This is a genomic window from Halopenitus persicus, from assembly GCF_900107205.1.
In the GTDB taxonomy this organism is placed as follows: Archaea; Halobacteriota; Halobacteria; order Halobacteriales; family Haloferacaceae; genus Halopenitus; species Halopenitus persicus.
Genome location: NZ_FNPC01000005.1, coordinates 148,612 through 164,246, shown reverse-complemented (window position 1 = coordinate 164,246; position 15,635 = coordinate 148,612). Strand labels below are relative to the sequence as shown.

At 62.7% G+C, this 15,635-nt stretch carries 15 protein-coding genes, 1 tRNA gene and 2 pseudogenes; 13 read left to right on the top strand and 5 right to left on the bottom strand.

Annotated features, from left to right (window positions below):
• The first annotated feature begins 296 nt into the window (after positions 1-296).
• The 9 genes from BLV25_RS10070 to BLV25_RS10030 all read left to right on the top strand — a co-directional run bounded on the left by BLV25_RS10070 (position 297) and on the right by BLV25_RS10030 (position 8,372).
• The gene (locus BLV25_RS10070) at positions 297-1,772 is read left to right on the top strand and encodes an aldehyde dehydrogenase family protein (RefSeq protein WP_092732826.1); all 1,476 of its coding nucleotides are present in this window, start codon (positions 297-299) and stop codon (positions 1,770-1,772) included.
• Positions 1,773-1,972: 200 nt separating this feature from the next.
• Positions 1,973-3,286, top strand: coding sequence for a TRAP transporter substrate-binding protein (locus BLV25_RS10065; RefSeq protein WP_162047682.1), 1,314 nt, complete (start codon positions 1,973-1,975; stop codon positions 3,284-3,286).
• Positions 3,287-3,316: 30 nt separating this feature from the next.
• Positions 3,317-3,850 (top strand): TRAP transporter small permease, encoded by a 534-nt coding sequence (locus tag BLV25_RS10060; RefSeq protein ID WP_021074384.1) that lies wholly within the window; start codon positions 3,317-3,319, stop codon positions 3,848-3,850.
• Positions 3,847-5,148, top strand: a complete 1,302-nt coding sequence (locus BLV25_RS10055; protein WP_039401476.1) for a TRAP transporter large permease — start codon at positions 3,847-3,849, stop codon at positions 5,146-5,148. The genes BLV25_RS10060 and BLV25_RS10055 overlap by 4 nt, the downstream gene beginning before the upstream one ends.
• Positions 5,149-5,827: 679 nt before the next feature.
• Complete coding sequence (locus tag BLV25_RS10050) at positions 5,828-6,445, top strand: SRPBCC family protein (protein ID WP_039401479.1); 618 nt, start codon at positions 5,828-5,830, stop codon at positions 6,443-6,445.
• Positions 6,446-6,538: 93 nt separating this feature from the next.
• Positions 6,539-6,610 (top strand) — tRNA-Ala (locus BLV25_RS10045).
• Positions 6,611-6,966: 356 nt separating this feature from the next.
• Positions 6,967-7,161, top strand: a complete 195-nt coding sequence (locus BLV25_RS10040) for a hypothetical protein (RefSeq protein WP_021074388.1) — start codon at positions 6,967-6,969, stop codon at positions 7,159-7,161.
• 75 nt (positions 7,162-7,236) lie between these two features.
• Positions 7,237-7,641, top strand: coding sequence for a VOC family protein (locus tag BLV25_RS10035; RefSeq protein ID WP_021074389.1), 405 nt, complete (start codon positions 7,237-7,239; stop codon positions 7,639-7,641).
• A gap of 50 nt (positions 7,642-7,691) precedes the next feature.
• Positions 7,692-8,372 (top strand): hypothetical protein, encoded by a 681-nt coding sequence (locus tag BLV25_RS10030; protein ID WP_092732823.1) that lies wholly within the window; start codon positions 7,692-7,694, stop codon positions 8,370-8,372.
• Positions 8,373-8,486: 114 nt separating this feature from the next.
• Here BLV25_RS10030 and BLV25_RS10025 read toward each other — a convergent pair whose 3' ends face one another.
• Positions 8,487-8,837: a type II toxin-antitoxin system PemK/MazF family toxin gene (locus BLV25_RS10025; RefSeq protein ID WP_092732820.1), complete on the bottom strand. Its 351-nt coding sequence runs from the start codon at positions 8,835-8,837 to the stop codon at positions 8,487-8,489.
• 15 nt (positions 8,838-8,852) lie between these two features.
• Positions 8,853-9,122 (bottom strand): AbrB/MazE/SpoVT family DNA-binding domain-containing protein, encoded by a 270-nt coding sequence (locus BLV25_RS10020; RefSeq protein WP_092732817.1) that lies wholly within the window; start codon positions 9,120-9,122, stop codon positions 8,853-8,855.
• Between the two features lie 79 nt (positions 9,123-9,201).
• Between BLV25_RS10020 and BLV25_RS10015 the strand changes: the two are divergent.
• Positions 9,202-9,369 (top strand): annotated as a pseudogene (locus tag BLV25_RS10015) (type II toxin-antitoxin system HicA family toxin); the annotation flags it as partial.
• 205 nt (positions 9,370-9,574) lie between these two features.
• Positions 9,575-9,739: a hypothetical protein gene (locus BLV25_RS17435; RefSeq protein ID WP_021074391.1), complete on the top strand. Its 165-nt coding sequence runs from the start codon at positions 9,575-9,577 to the stop codon at positions 9,737-9,739.
• A 93-nt stretch (positions 9,740-9,832) separates the two neighbouring features.
• Here BLV25_RS17435 and BLV25_RS10010 read toward each other — a convergent pair whose 3' ends face one another.
• Complete coding sequence (locus BLV25_RS10010; RefSeq protein ID WP_021074392.1) at positions 9,833-10,237, bottom strand: hypothetical protein; 405 nt, start codon at positions 10,235-10,237, stop codon at positions 9,833-9,835.
• A 201-nt stretch (positions 10,238-10,438) separates the two neighbouring features.
• Positions 10,439-10,813 carry a tautomerase gene (locus BLV25_RS10005; protein WP_092732814.1) on the bottom strand — a complete coding sequence of 125 codons (375 nt, stop codon included), beginning with the start codon at positions 10,811-10,813 and terminating at the stop codon, positions 10,439-10,441.
• A gap of 233 nt (positions 10,814-11,046) precedes the next feature.
• Here BLV25_RS10005 and BLV25_RS10000 point away from each other — a divergent pair, with 233 nt between their 5' ends.
• The gene (locus tag BLV25_RS10000) at positions 11,047-12,471 is read left to right on the top strand and encodes a sodium-dependent transporter (protein WP_092732811.1); all 1,425 of its coding nucleotides are present in this window, start codon (positions 11,047-11,049) and stop codon (positions 12,469-12,471) included.
• A gap of 121 nt (positions 12,472-12,592) precedes the next feature.
• Here the strand turns inward: BLV25_RS10000 and BLV25_RS09995 are convergent.
• Positions 12,593-12,892, bottom strand: a pseudogene (locus tag BLV25_RS09995) (acetate--CoA ligase family protein); the annotation flags it as partial.
• Between the two features lie 428 nt (positions 12,893-13,320).
• Between BLV25_RS09995 and BLV25_RS09990 the strand changes: the two are divergent.
• Positions 13,321-15,597 (top strand): outer membrane protein assembly factor BamB family protein, encoded by a 2,277-nt coding sequence (locus BLV25_RS09990; protein WP_176819474.1) that lies wholly within the window; start codon positions 13,321-13,323, stop codon positions 15,595-15,597.
• Positions 15,598-15,635: the final 38 nt, after the last annotated feature.

Here is a 15,635-nt window from a genome sequence, read left to right as displayed (position 1 = left end):
CGCTGCCCGCAGATACACGTGTATCGGTACTTTGGATTCGGTCCGTACTCCTTCCGGATCCATGTTTCCTCCGAATCGTGTTCCCTCCGAATCCGTTCTTCCGACTTCGTGTCTTTTCCGACTTCGTGTCTCTTCCGACTTCGTGTCCCTTCCGACTTCGTGTCCCTTCCGAATCCGTGTCCCTTCCGGTTCGTGCTCTCCGTGTTCGGTCAGGAGGTCGTGCCTCGGAGCGTGTGCCCCGTTCGATCCCGCGCGTCCCAAATGTTAATGTACGAGCGCCGAGTTCCGACGGACGCATGTCGCTAGACCAATCAGAACGCACGGACAAGGATATGCTCATCGACGGGTCGTGGATCGAGGGCGACGACCGAACGGACGTGATCAATCCGTACGACGGGACGACCGTCGGAACGATCCCGTCGGCGAGTCGCGAGCAGGTAACCGACGCCATCGAATCCGCCAGGGACGCAGCCGAGCGAACGTCGCTTTCGGCGTACGAGCGGTACGAGCTCCTGTCGATCGCTGCGGATCGCCTCGAGGAGCGGGCCGAGGAGGTCGCGGAAATAATCACGAGCGAACAGGGCAAACCGATAACGGAGGCGAGAACCGAGGCCGACCGTTCGGTGCAGACGCTTCGACTCTCGGCCGAGGAAGCCAAGCGTCAGTTCGGGGAGTACGTTCCGATGGATCCCCAGAAGGGAATGAGCCGGGATCACTGCTTCACGCAGCCGGAACCCGTGGGGGTGGTGGCCGGGATCACCCCGTTTAACTTCCCCCTTATGTTGATGGCACACAAGGTCGGTCCGGCGGTCGCTGCGGGGAACGCGTTCGTCGGAAAGCCGGCAACCGCCACTCCGCTTTCCGCGCTCGTGCTGTTCGAATGTCTCGACGCCGCGGTCGAGGAGATGGACGCGCCCGACGGTCTCGTGAACGTCGTTACCGGAAGCGGGTCCGTGGTCGGCGAGGAGATCGTCGATCACGAGGCGGTCGACTCGATCTCCTTTACCGGTTCGACCGCGGTCGGGAAATACCTCGCGAACAACAGCGGGATGACCGACGTGACGCTCGAGCTCGGCGGCAACGACCCGACCATTCTGTGGTCGGATACCGACGTCGAACGGGCTGCCGCCGAGATCGTGGACGGGGCGTGTTCCAACGCGGGGCAGGTCTGCAACAGCGTCGAACGGGTGCTCGTCGACGAGAGGGTCGAGGACGAGGCACTCGCGGCACTCTCCGACGCCGCAAGCCGGTTGACCGTCGGCGATCCCGTCGACGACGAGACCGACGTCTCGGCGATGGTCAGCGACGAGGAGTTCAACGGCACCGTGGAGCTGTTCGAGGAGACGGTCGCCCAGGGAGCGACCGTCGAATACGGTGGCCGGTACGGCGGCGATCTCGGCGAGCGGGTCTTTGAACCGACCGTTCTCGGCGGCGTGACGCCGGACATGCCCGCAGCCAGCGAGGAGACGTTCGGACCGCTGATCCCGGTTATCCCGGTTAGCGACTTCGATGAAGCGCTGGAGGAGGCGAACAATACGGAGTACGGCCTCGAGGCCGGAGTTTTTACCCAAGACATCGACCGCGCGAAGCGGGCGGCGGATGCGATCGACGCCGGCGGAGTGAACGTCAACACCGTCAGCGGGTTCCGGACGGACCATATGCCCTACGGCGGGTTCAAGGACAGCGGGACGGGGAAGGAGGGGATCAAATACGCCGTCGAACACTTCAGCAGGACGAAGCTGGTCGGGTTCCACGACGGGATGAACGGCTAATACGGCTCCGCCCGATCGACGGCGTTCGGCGTTTTACTCGACTGCTCGTCGACTTCATCCGCTCCTCGAACCGGGTTCGATCGACCGAATCGTTCGCTTTTCCCCGCTTCGGATGCCGTTTCGGTCATCACCATATGATACCTATTAAACCTCATATTCGGGGGAAAGATTTATATTATGGGTGTGAGTACAGATGTCTCGTGACACCTGATAGCACGCGGTCATCACGGCGCAGAGTTCTGAAAGGAGCTGCTGGTTCCGCCAGTCTTCTCACGCTAGCGGGATGTGTTGAAGACGGCGGCGGCAACGGTGGCGGCAATGGAAACGGCGGCGGCAATGGCAACGGTGGCGGGAACGGCAACGGCGGCGGCAATGGCAACGGCGGTGGAAACGGTAACGGTGGCGGCAGCGCCGAGCTGGAGTTCACCATCGGCGGCGTGATGTCACCCCCCGGAAGCGGATGGGAGGGTGCACAACCCTCCGGTCACTGGGAGTTCGAACGGCGAGTCGAAGAGCAAAGCGACGGGCGCATCCAGGTCGAAAACGTCGCCGAGGGCCAGATCTGTGGCGAACTGGACTGTCCGGAGAGCGTCCGTAACCAGACCGTCGAGATCGGGAGCGCCTCGATCGGCAACTCGAGCGCGAGCTTCCCGATGAACGACATCTGGATGATTCCGTACACGTTCCCGAGCGAGATCTCGCTCGCACACACGCTCACCCAGGCGGAAACGTACGAGCAGTTCTGGGTGCCGTTCGCCCAGGAGTACGGCGTCATCCCGCTTTGGTACCACGCGCCGGCGTTACGGGCGATACACATCGGCGTCGATAGGGCGGACAGTACGGACTTCACCCATCAGGTTCCCGGCGACGTGGAGGGGATGGACTGCCGGAGAACGGCGAGTCAGGTCTCCGGGATCGCGCTCAACGAGCTCGGCATGAATCCGGTCTCGCTCTCCTGGGCGGACGCCCTCCAGGGGCTCCGGTCGGGAACCGTCGACGGGGCGGAAGCGGCCGCCTCGCCCATCTGTGCGTACGGCGGGAACAACGCCGAGGCGCTCGCCTCGAGCATCATCAACAAGTGGACCATCCACAACGACACGAAGTGGGCCAACGTCGAGTGGCTCAAGAGCCTCTCGGACGAGAACCTGTCGCTGCTCGCGGACGTGTCGAAGTCCGTCTACGAGGATCTCGTGCAGATGAACATGGAGGAGATCCATCAGCAGCGACTCGGAATGTACACGGACGATCCCCCGGAGTCCTCGTGCACGATCGAACACGACCTCGAGTACAACTACCTCAACGAGGATCAGATGCAGCAGTGGGAGGACGCCATCGGCTACCAGGACAATCTGGATCTGTACTCGGACATCATCGATTCGGCAGGGCAGATCGGCGTCGACGGCGAAGCGTTCCACGAATACCTCGTCGACACAGCTCGGGAGGACTCCGTCCCATCCAGTCACAGCGACTTCACCGTCGACGCGTGGTGGGACGAATACCTCTCGGAAATGTAACGCGGGTGGTTCATTTTATTCGGAGAAAATATGTCAGCTTCCACTAAATATGGTGAGACGTTGGGAAAGCTAGAGGAGAACTTCGAGGGGTACATCGCGATCGTTTTGATCAGCCTTTATACGCTTCTGATCTTCTACACCGTGGTCCAGCGGGTCACGTTCGAGAATCCGCCGTCGTTCACGCTCAACGGAACGCTCTTTCTGTTTACCTGGATGGTGTGGGTGGCAGCGGCGTGGGCGATCCGCCACGAATCGCACTTCCGATTCTCGCTGGCCAGATCGAAGCTGTCGAACAGGGCGAACTACGTGTTACGGTACGTCGATTTCCTCACGTGGGTTTCGTTCGCCGCCATCATCGGGTACTACTCGATAGAACTCGTCCAACGGCGGCTCGCGACCGGTAGGCCCATCCTCGGCACGCCGATCCCGCAGTGGATGGCGTATTTGGCGATCCCCGTCGGGATGGCGCTCATCATACTCCGGGCGACCCAGCAGATAATCATAATCAAACGGAAGTACGAGAGCGGTGAAGACGTCACCCCGACATCCGACATCTCAAAATGAACTCAATACTCCTCTTCGCGTTCTCGCCGACCGAGTTCCTGGTTGGTATCACCATACTAACCGTCATCGCGTTTATATTAGGTATCCCGATATATCTGGTGTTCGGGTTGTGGGCGCTCGGATACCACGTCGGGTTCGGGAGCTTCCCGCTGATCAACATGTCCCAGAACCATTACGGGGTGCTACAGAGTTTCTCGTTCACCGCGATCCCGCTGTTCATCCTTGTTGGGGATCTGATACGAGAGGCGGGGATCGCCGAAAACCTCGTCGCGTTTACCCGGGAGGTCATCGGCTGGATCCCGGGAGTGACGGGCAATACGGCGATCGGTACCGCCGCGATCTTCTCGGCGATCACGGGATCGAACGCGGCAACGACGGCATCCGTCGGCTCCGCGCTGTATTCGCCGCTCTGTGAGCAAGGGTACGACAACGATTACGCCGCAGCCACCATCGCTTCCGGCGGCGTGTTGGGAGCGATCATCCCCCCGAGCCTTCTGCTGATCATCTACGGGGCGGCCTTCGGCGTCTCGATCGTCGATCTGTTTCTCGCTGGCGTCATCCCCGGATTGGGGATGTTGTTCGCCCTTCTGGCGACGAACACCGTCATCGCGTATCGCAACGATTACGGCGTCACGGATGAGTTCGGAATCGATCCCAAGCAGCTCCTGATCAAAACGTGGCACGCAAAGGTCGGTCTCGGTACGATCGTGGTCCTGCTCGGCGGTATCTTCCTCGGGATCTTCACTCCAAGCGAGTCCGCCTCCGTCGCCGTCGTGTACATCCTGGTTGCGGCGATCGGCTCCCGCCAAATCACGTCGATCGATGCGATCGTTCGTGCCTGCTACTCCTCGATCCTCCTGATCGGGATCATCCTGCCGATGGTCGTCACGTCGATCCTGATCCAACAGAGCCTCTCGGATCTCGGTCTTCAGGAGGCGATCTCCAACGCGATCATCTCGCTGGGGAACCCCGTGTTGATCGCGTTGGTCATGACCGTGATCATGTTGTTGGCGGGATCGGTCCTCGATGGGACCCCGAACATGCTCCTTACCGCACCGATGCTGTCCGGAGCAGCGGCTTCGCTCGGCTGGTCGCCCGTTGCCTGGGGCATCATCTTCATGATGGGCGCTTCCATCGGATACATCACCCCTCCATACGGGCTTAATCTGTACGTCATCAGCGGCATCGCGGATATCGATTATATCAAGGTCGCGAAGGCCGCGAAATGGCACTGGGCCGGATTCGTCGTCGTCTGGATCGGCGTTATGGTCTGGTATACGGGGGCCGGTGGGATGTAGGTAGCCGTCCCGTCTCTGACGACGCCGGTGTCCGACCACGTGTCGGCCGTTCCCGACCGACGTGATCGAAATATTTGAAAACGAACTTGTTCGTCATCCTTTCGTTTTACTTATCTGTTTCACGCCACGTCGATTTCCGGGTCGTGATACCCACAGCCGAGACCTCGCCGGAGGGCTGTTCGGAGCCGGTTGGCGCTCGCAACGAAACCCCGGCGTCGCCGCGGCGTCTCTCGCGTGGAGCACGGAGATCCCGTGGAGCACGAGGAACGGTATCGGGGATACCGTTCGGATCCGGACTGAGCGTGCATATGGGGTAGTCCTTGGTTCGGGATCGGAGGGCGTCCAGCCGGTACCGGTGGTCGCGAACGCGATTCACGATTTCGTTGAACGCGATCCGCTCCGGACTTCAGCAGCGTTCGGAGCGTTTGAGACGGATAATTAAAATATAAAGACTGTATATTCAAATGATATAATGTCATATCCCCGACCGTCGCGCTTCGTCGTGGACTCGGACGTTCGCCCTTCCCGAAAGCCGTCGATCCGACCGGCGTTTCCGGTGCGGCGTCCGAATCCCGGTGGAGAGAACCACGAACCCACCGTGTCTCGCTTTTGCGCCGGGACGAACCGCCGCCGGCGACCGAGCACGAGGCTTTAGGTCCACGCGGCCGGTAGCTCCCGCGTGGACGAACTCGTCGTGCGGACGACCGTGTACGCCGAGCCGACCGCGGTCTACGACCTGCTGGCCGACTTCACCCGGTATCCGCGCTACGCCGAGTACCTCGACCACGTCGACCGGATCGACGGGGACATCGACGCGGCGGCCGGCGTCGACGGCGACGACTGCGGCGGGGAGGGCACGGGAGCCGGGAGCCGATACGCGCTCACGTTTCGCTGGTGGAAGCTCACGCACACGGTCCGCTCGGAGGTGACCGCCGTCGATCCGCCGTCCCGGATCGAGTGGGCGATCCGGACCGACATCGACGCGCACGGCCACTGGCTGATCGAACCGGTGGCGGGCGCTGCGGCGTCGGACGCTGCGGACGATGCTGTCGAGGCGGACGGAGCGGCGGACGCCCCCGCCTGTGAGATCGAGTTCCGGGTCCGGTTCGACCCGGATTCGGCACGCGCCGGCGCGCTCGATCTCCCGCGGTTCGTCTCCTTCGACTGGGTGCTCCGCAAGGCCACCCCGCTGATCCGCGAGGAGGCGGCTCGAACCGTCGAGCGGGCCGTCGCCGACCTCGAGGGAGACCCGCGGTCGGTCGACCTCGAGGTGTCGGTCGACTCCGACCGGATATAGATCCGACCCGGGATCGCGTGTGTGAGTCGATCCCGGAAGGCCGGCGATTCGAAGCCCTTATGATGGAACCGCCGGTACGATCGGTCGCGGCGCGGGCTCGTAGATCAGTGGTAGATCATCCCCCTGGCACGGGGAAGGCCCGGGGTTCAAATCCCCGCGAGTCCATCGGAGCGACTGAGTTCTACGAGGGAGCGAGAATGGTCGAGCGGTGATTTTGAATCCTACCAGTCGCGCGCAGCGAGCAACGTGAGCGAGCACGTCTGGTTCCGGTTCAAATCCCCGCGAGTCCACTCGGCTCACTTCGTTCGCCTCGTTCCCTCGCGTGGTCCCCCTCGCTCCCTGCGGTCGCTCGCGGGACCCCCGCGAGTCCATTCCGTTCCTTCCTCGGAGGGTGGTTTTCAGAACCAGTCAGTACGTGACACTGCTCTCGACGAGGTGGCGATCGTAAAGCGGATCGGAGTGGTAAAGGGTGGACTTCAGTTATACTTGGGATTTATATTCCGATACTAGTAGCTGCCTGTATGGTGAGTAAGAGAGGTGTTGCCACAGGTGTCGGAGGAGTTGTTGGCGGCGCTGTGGGTATCGGGCTGACTCTACAGAGTACGATCCCCGTCGAGCGACTTATAGGGGTCTTTCGAACGACGCCCGATGAAGCACTCATCGTCTCCATGTTCCTCATCGCTACCGTGAGTCTGATCGCTTTGTCCGTCTACTAACGGGAAAACGAGGATCCGAGATGTACCATCTCGAAAATGAAAACACGTAACGCGAGTCGCCGCGAACGTATCCGAATGGACGTCATCCACGTGGCGATCCCCGTCTCCGACCTCGAATCCACGCTCGAGTTTTACGTGGACGGGGTCGGCCTCGAACGGTCGAAATCGTTCACCGGCGACGACGGGATCGAAAACGTCTACGTGTCGGGCGATTCGGCCCCCGAGATCCAGTTCACGTACGATCCGGAGACGCCGCTCGAGCGCTCCGGACGCGACGCTCGCCCGCTCCGGGAACACGTCGCCATCGGCGTCGAGGACGTCGACGAAACGTTCCGCCGGCTCGTCGACCGGGTCGATCCGCCGGTCGTCGCCGAACCGTATCGGGAAGCGGCCAGCGGAAGCCGCATCGCGTTCGTCCGTGACCCGGACGGGTACGTCGTGGAACTCGTCGAGCGGACTACACGACCCGAGGACTCGTAACGCGCCCTCGACCCCAATCGCTTACACGGGGCCGCCGGATCCCACACGGTATGGGGACGCTCGCGATCGACATCGAGACGGCAAGTCCGGACGAGGCGCCATCCACACAGGAGCAGTTCCGGGAGACGAGCTACTTCGAGCTCGTCGCGATCGCGGTGGGGTATCGTGATGGGAGCGGGACGGAGTCGGACGTCCTCTTTCGAGCGGGCGGCTGGGAACAGGAGCATACGGCGGACCTCCTCGAGCGGCTGTTCGCGTGGTGTGAGGGGAGGGACGTCGAGACGGTGCTCACCTACAACGGGAACGGGTTCGACCGCATTCACTTGGAAAACTGGTCCCGATCGCTGGACGAGAACGGCGTCACCGCCGGGATGGCTCGGCGAACCGAATCCCTGTTTGCCACCCACCGGGATCTCGCGGAGGTCTCCCTCGACAAGTACCGAAGCCGAATCTCGGGCGGCGGAACGAGCTTTGAGCGGATCTGTCGGTGGGAAGACGTCGACGTCGCGGAAACCAGATACGCCGATTACGACCTTCACGAAAGCGTCCACGAAGGGTACGGGAGCCACGTGAAAGGGCAGCATATCGGTGACTCGCTCGGCGAGCTGTATGTGGATCTCCACGTCAGCGGCGCAACCGAGACGACGACGTATCGACAGCTGAAACGGATGCTGACGGAGTACGCGGTCGCGGACGTGCTTCCGCTGTTCGAGCTCGACGCGAATCTGTAATTACGGAGCCGCGATCGGAATCCACCAGTGCAGGTGTGGTCGAGCGGCTTTCACACGAGCGTCCGGGAGCTTGAAGTCGGTCAGTACAGACGATACACTGACGGAACTTTTCGTTCAAATGCCGAGGCTATTTTTGATTGCCGAGTCGATTTTCACTATATCTGATGACGGGACAGATCCAATGTTCTCTTTTACGCGGTCGTCGATGTCGACAACCCGGATTTGACTGAGATCTGCTACTGAATCGTGATCGAGGGCAGTATCCGAAGCCAGTACTTCCACCTCGAACGGGTAGGTGTCTCCAGACGTGTATTGCTTTGTGAATGGAGCGATGATGGTTGTCGGTGAGTACTGATTTCCAACATCGTTCTGGATGACAACACAGGGCCGGCTCTTTCCTTGCTGCTCACTCCCTTTCGTGGGATTCAGTTCAACGATGACAATGTCGCCGCGGCGTACCTGCACAGTTGACTCCGGAATTCACTCGCTCCAGTCGGGTGCGTCACCGAGATGCCCGGTTGCTTCTGCGGATGCGTCTTCCATTTCTGCAGCCAACTCACGAGACCGCTCGGCTCTCTTTCGATATCCTTCAGCAAGCCGTTCCTCATCCGTCGGCGGTTTGAGTATGATCTCGTCATTCACTTCGACGAATTCAATTTCGTCACCGCCTTCGATGCCACGACGGTCCCGCAGCTCCTTCGGAATCGTCACCTGCCCCCGATCTCCGACTTTCCGTTTGTGTTCAGGCATACCTATTCATACTTTTTTCATACTGATATAGATGTCGGTGGCATAGTCATTCAATTCGCAAGCTCAACGGAACGGAGATCACGCGATTCTCGTCCGGGACCCGCCTGCCGACCACGACGTCGACGCACGAACGGTCCCTGTCCCACTCCACGACGAACTCTCCGAGGGGACACTGAAGAGCATCGGCGAACAGGCTGGAATGAAGGATTTCCAAGCGTTCAAGGATTGGATCGACCGGAACCGCTAAGAGCCGAACGTAGATCCATCGACATTCTCTCTGTAGACTTATTGGACGTGAACCAACCGTTCGGTAGATCCACTCGTCGATTATTAATTACGGCTGGCTTTGTTGAAATCCTCAGTAGGTGATCGTTCTGAACCAGCTCCGGTCAGTACAGCAGAGGCAGCTACCGGCCCCAAACAATTATCTGAAGCGTTTGTGGATCTCAGGTATGGCTGCAATAGAGTTCGTTCTATTTTGGACGCCGATCGCCTTTGGTATCTTCGTCGCGGCGTCTTATATTGGAACAAAACTCGCGCTCCGCTCCTACTTTGATGACGAAGAGATCGAAGTCTCGGATGTCTTTCGGCTCGAAGATGACGAAGGAGATCAATAGCTTTGCACCGCTTACGTGCTGAAAGCGGAATACGCGTTTGGTCAGCGTGGCTGTTCTCGGACGTCCGTCGCCACTTCCGGTTGTCCGTTCTCCTCACTCGTCCTGCCGCGTCTCCCGTTGTTGCTCGACGCACCACCGGTAGAGGTCCTCCTTCAGGTCGGTGGGCGTGTCGTCGAACAGCATCCCGAGCCGCCAGCCGAGGTTATGCCACGACAGTCCTTTCAGCGCTCGCGGACCGAACTCCTCGCCGTTTTCCGCCTTCGTCCACCCGGCCTTGAAGGATCCAACTCGGTCGTTCCCGGGTTCGGGAAAGACTCGTTGGTCCGCGTCCCAGTCGTGTTTCAGCCCGTCAAGCCGCTCCTCGCCCGCGTCGGACCCGTCCAATTCCCTGACGCCCGCGACGAACAAGCCCGCCCAGGTCCGACCCTGGGCGTCCTTGATCTCCTTCATCTCCTCGTACCGGTCGTCGTCGAGCTCGAACCGTATCTCTCGCGCCATACTCACACATCTATTTCGAAATCATTTATGTCTTTTATCTCACTTTGAGTTTTGTCTCTGACCTGCTTAATAGGCCTGAAAGTGGTGAAAACAGTCTTTTATATACTAACTACACGATGAATATAGGGTGAACGGATAACGGAACGGGGGAGAGGAGGGAAGGAGATCCGTGGGCGATGGCGGCCGTCGACGCCCCGTCCGCTACTCCTCGTTCCACTCGTCGCCGACGCGGTCGACGCCCATCATCGCGTCGCCCGGGTGTTCGGTGAAGACGGTCTTCATGTTCTCGTCGGGGACGTCGAACGTCGCCCCGACGTGCTCCATCACCGCGAGCGCGAACGCCCGCTTGCGCTCGGAGGACCGTCCCTGCCGGATCTCCGCGTCCAGGAACACCAGCGGCCCTTCGACGGCGCGGCCGAGATGGAGATCGGTCGGTTCATGGTCGCGGATCGTCACGGCGACGTGGCCCCGCGTCGTCGCCATCTCGGTCGTATATAGCTCCGTGACCGTCTCCGCGAACGCGGTTTTCTCCGCGGGCGAGAGCGCGAGCGTCGTATCGAACTGCAGCAACGGCATACGGCGACTTCCGGCGCCTCGGTCTTGTATGTTGGCGCAGCCGATGTCGCGGCATTGACGACACGGTGCGGTACCGTTCCACGACGCACGCCATCCTGACGATCGACTCCGTCCGCAGCTGGTCGACTTTCGTCGGGAACGACGCGAGGACGGCTGCAGACCGTGTTGCGTCCGTCGTTCGATCGCCGGTCGAACGACCGGTATTTAAGCTTTCACTGTGCGCATACCGACGTATGACTACCGCACGGTGGTCCTCCGGGCTCGGGTTTGTTCTCGCAACGGTAGGGGCGGCAGTCGGCCTCGGGAACATCTGGCGGTTCTCCGCCGTCGTCGGACTGAACGGCGGCGGTGCCTATCTCGTCCCCTACCTGCTCGCGGCGTTCGTCTGTGCGGTGCCAATGCTGGTCTTGGAGCTCGCCATCGGACGTCGTCTTCGGACGGACGTGGTTTCCGCATTCCGTTCCGTGAGGTCCGAGTACACGGCGCTCGGCTGGCTTATCCTCGGTGGCGTGCTCCTCATTCTGAGCTACTATCTCGTCCTCACCGGATGGGTGCTCGGATTCTTCCTCTCGTGGCTGGCCGGGTCACGGACGACGTTCGCGCCGTTCACCGCGAGCTGGCTCCCCGTTGCGTACTTCGTCGTCGCGACGGCGGTGACTGGTGGCGTCGTCTCGATGGGGGTCCGTGGCGGGATCGAACGACTGTCGAAGATCGTGATGCCGACCGTGTTCGCCCTTCTCATCGTGCTTGCACTGTATGCAGTCACGCTCTCCGAGTGGGAGCTGGCTGTCGCCTTCCTGTTCACTCCCGAGTTTTCGGTGCTCACGGACCTCGGCATCTGGAGTGCGGCGTTCGGACAGGTCTTTTTCTCGATGTCCGTCGGTCAGGGTATCATGCTCACCTACGGGAGTTACGTGGACGAGGGAACGGACCTATTCAAATCGTCGCTCGTGATCGCGATCGCCGACATCGGGGCGGCCGTCATCGCCGGCCTCGTCATCTTCCCGATCGTGTTCAGTTTCGGCCTCCAGCCGACCCTCGGGACCGAGCTCGCGTTCACCACGCTGCCGACCGCCTTCGCGACGATGTCGTTCGGGCGGGTGATCGCCGCCGCGTTTTTCGGACTCCTCTTTTTCGCCGCACTGTCCTCGTCCGTGGCGCTCCTCGAGGTCGGCGTCGCCGCCGCGGAGAACACGACGCGACTCTCCCGTCAACGGGCGACGCTGCTTTTGACAGGTGGGGTGTTCGTGGCCGGCGTCCCCTCCGCATTGAGTTATAGCCCCGTCACTCTCGCAGTCGCTGGGCGTCCGATCCTGGACCTGGTCGACGGATCGGTCGGAACGTTCGCACTACCCATCTCGGCGCTTTGTCTCGTGTTCGTCTTCGTCTGGGTTGCCGATCTCGAGACCGTCCACGAGGAACTCGGCCGGCTCCTCCCGGTGGTTCGCTATCTGATTCCGGCCGTCCTCCTCATCGTCACCGCCGCCCGAATCCTTGGCATCGCGCGTCCCGCGTGGCGACTCCTCGTCGGTCACGCTCGAACCGACCCGCTCGGCCTGCTCATCGCCGTCGTCCTCCTGCTCGTCTTTGTGGTGATTGGATGGGGACTCCGAAATCGACACCCTGATCCGCCCCGCCTCCGGAGTCGTCGCCGGTGACCGGCGTGCCGACGCGGTGGCCTTCCGGAAACACGTACCTGGCGTGGTTTCGGACACGGACGTCGGGACGGGGATGTAGATGTTCGTTACCGTTCACCCGACAACACGTCTCGATCGACCGTTAGCCGCAGATCAACGGACATACGCCGTCCGGGCCAACGACGAGTGGATTAACGTCGAGTTCCTCGACTCGCACACCGAGGATGGTCGCGTCGGGGTCGTGACTGGCTGCCCGATCGCGAAGGGCCCGGTAGGTATCGCGAACGTCCTCGCTGTGGATCCCCACTTCGACGCCGCCGATATCCGACTTCTGAAGAACGTCCGGGCTGGCGATCGTCATAACGACCGGACCGCCGATCTCCTTCGCAACCCTCTCCGCCTCTCGGGCACTCTCGACGACGCTCCCCGATGGCGTTGCGACCCCATACGCGTCCGAGTAGCCGCATCGCTTCGACGCTCAGATGGCCACTCTCGCGTTCGATCGCCGTCGAGAGTATCTCACGGGCGCGTTTCCGATCGACGTTGAACTCAGCGGCGGATCGTAGTCGCGGTCCCTGCCGTCTTCATGCTCCGCGAGTGATTCGAGACCGGAAACCGCTCTCGTTGGATCGAAGTAGTTGGGGCCCCGTCGGTCGCCAGCGTGTCCCCAGCACGCTCCGCCTTGTCACCACCCATCAGACAGGCGACGACCGAGCCACGAACGGAACGTCCATCTCGGGGGACACGCGGAACCTCCATATAAAAGGACACCGCAGCAAACGTCGTCCGTCCCCGCGTGATGACGGCGTCGGTTCAACGGGCGTTTGCGTCCACGGAAAGCACTTATCAGTCGACTGTTTGGGTCGGCGTATGCGCCGCAGAGCCCTCCTCCTCGGATCCGCCGCCGGAATCGCGGCCTCGGCGACCGGCTGTCTCGGACGCGTCGGCGCCCCGGAAGCCGTCGACGGGACCGCAACCGACGATCTCGACGATGACGCTGGCGACGACCCGGACGACCCGACCGGCGACTGGACGCAGTTCCAGGCCGACGCCGCCCATACCGGGGCGACGGCCGCGGCCGGCCCGGACGGCGGCGGGCGGGTACGCTGGTGGAGCGACACGTGGGGACTCCCGACCGGCCCGGTCATCACGGACGGACGGGTATACGTCGGCAGCGGTCTCCGCAACCAGTCCGTCTTCGCGTTCGAGCGGGCCACCGGAGACCGACTCTGGCGGGCGCCGATCGGCGACGACGTCGAGCGTGCCCTGGCGGTCGACGATGGGACCGTGTACGCCTCGGCGAGCGGCGTGTACGCGCTCGACGCCGGGACGGGCGAGACGGAGTGGACGGAGCGCGTCGACGCCTCGTGGGGACTCGCGGTCGCCGATGGCGCCGTCGTCGCCGCGTCCGGCGGAGGCGGTCCGATCCTTTCGCTGGACGCGTCGACCGGCGAGGAACGCTGGACGCGTGAGATCCACACGATAACGACGCCGTCGGTGGCCGACGAGCGCGTCTTCGCGGTCGGGAACGACGATCTGATCGCGCTCGACGCCGGGACGGGCGAGACGGAATGGACCGAGTCGATCGACCGCGCCGGCGGCGCGCCCACGGTCGCGGACGGGACGGTCGTCGTCGGCACGCGGGAGGACCTGTTCGCCCACGATGCGGCGACCGGCGACCGCGAGTGGACGCTCGAGGGGAGCTTTCGCGGCACCGACGTCGCAACGAGCGACGGGACGATCTATCTCGCGGGGCGGCAGCGGGAGGATGACGAGTGGCTATCGCGGGCGCTCGCGGTGGATGCGGCGACCGGCGACGTGCTGTGGACCCGGGACGACGACGGCCTGGGAGCCGGAAGCGTCGTCGTCGCCGACGGGATCGTCTACGTCGCCACGCGACACCGGGTGTATGCGATCGACCGCGCGACGGGCGACGTCGAGTGGTGGCTCCGGTTCCAATGGCCCGTGGGGAGTCCGGCCGTTTCCGACGGGACCCTGTACGTGACCGTCGGCGGCCGGTTGCTGGCGATCGGATCGGGGACGGGACGTGCCGGGGTGTGGCCGTTCGATGCGGAGCCGGTCCCGGACCGCGACGCCGCCCCGCCCGAGCCGAGCTACGTCGGGAGCGACTTTCCCTTCGGGCTGGCCGGCTTCGACGTGCGGTCGGACTGGGACGTCGCCGTCGACGAGGGCGCGCCGATCGACGTGTCGTTCGTCATCGACGGGGATCGCGTCGACGACGACGAGACCGTTACGCTCACGCTCGCCGTGACGAACGAGGGCGACGAGACGCTGCGGTTCACGACCGGCGCGCCGACGCCGTTCGGCATCCTCCGGTTGCGGGGTACGGAGAACCGGATCGTTCCCTGGACCCCGTCCTACGAGGACAGCGGCCACGTGCACACCGCCCCCCATCTCGGGATCACGGGCGTGAACGCCGTTGCTCTCTCCGCGGAGCTGCCCCCGGGAGAGACGATGCGGGAAACCTACACGATCTCCGAGGAGACGCACGGCATTCGACCGGATACCTACGACTTCTCCATCGCGCAGACCCTCTCGACGGGCGACGTCGGGGGCGACGGAGACGGCTGGGAGTTCGAGGTGACGGGAACCGTCGAACTCACGGCGGACGAACCGGAGTCGGGCGACGTGGTTCACGATCTCGTGGTCGCCGACGAGGTGGATCTCCCGACGACGTTTCTGGGTCGGTTCACGGTCGACGTCCTCGAGCCGGTCACCACGACCCATCCCGGTCTGATCGAGGTGACCTTCGAGAACGTCACGGACGAGCGGTCGCTGGTCACGTCGCTGCGGCGCTGGCCCCTCGGATCCGTCCTCGGTCTCGGCCCCGACGGCCGCCGCCTGGTGCTCCTCCCCGCGAGCACGTACGCCCCCGGGTTCGTCACCCGAACCGACGACGGCTGGTGGGAACCCACGTTGCTCCCCCACGAATCCGTCGTCCGGGGGCGGAGCACGACGGCGTACGATCCCGGCGAAACGACCACCGAGCGGTTCATCGTCACCACCCATCCCGGGACGGACGCACCCCGGAACGGTGACGGCTACGCGTTCGAACAGGGGTTCGGAGACGACGACGTCGACGTGACCTGGGGATTCACGCTGTCGACGCTCGACCCGGACGGATAGCGAACGTCCTCCCGATTCGCAATGCCGTTTTGATACGC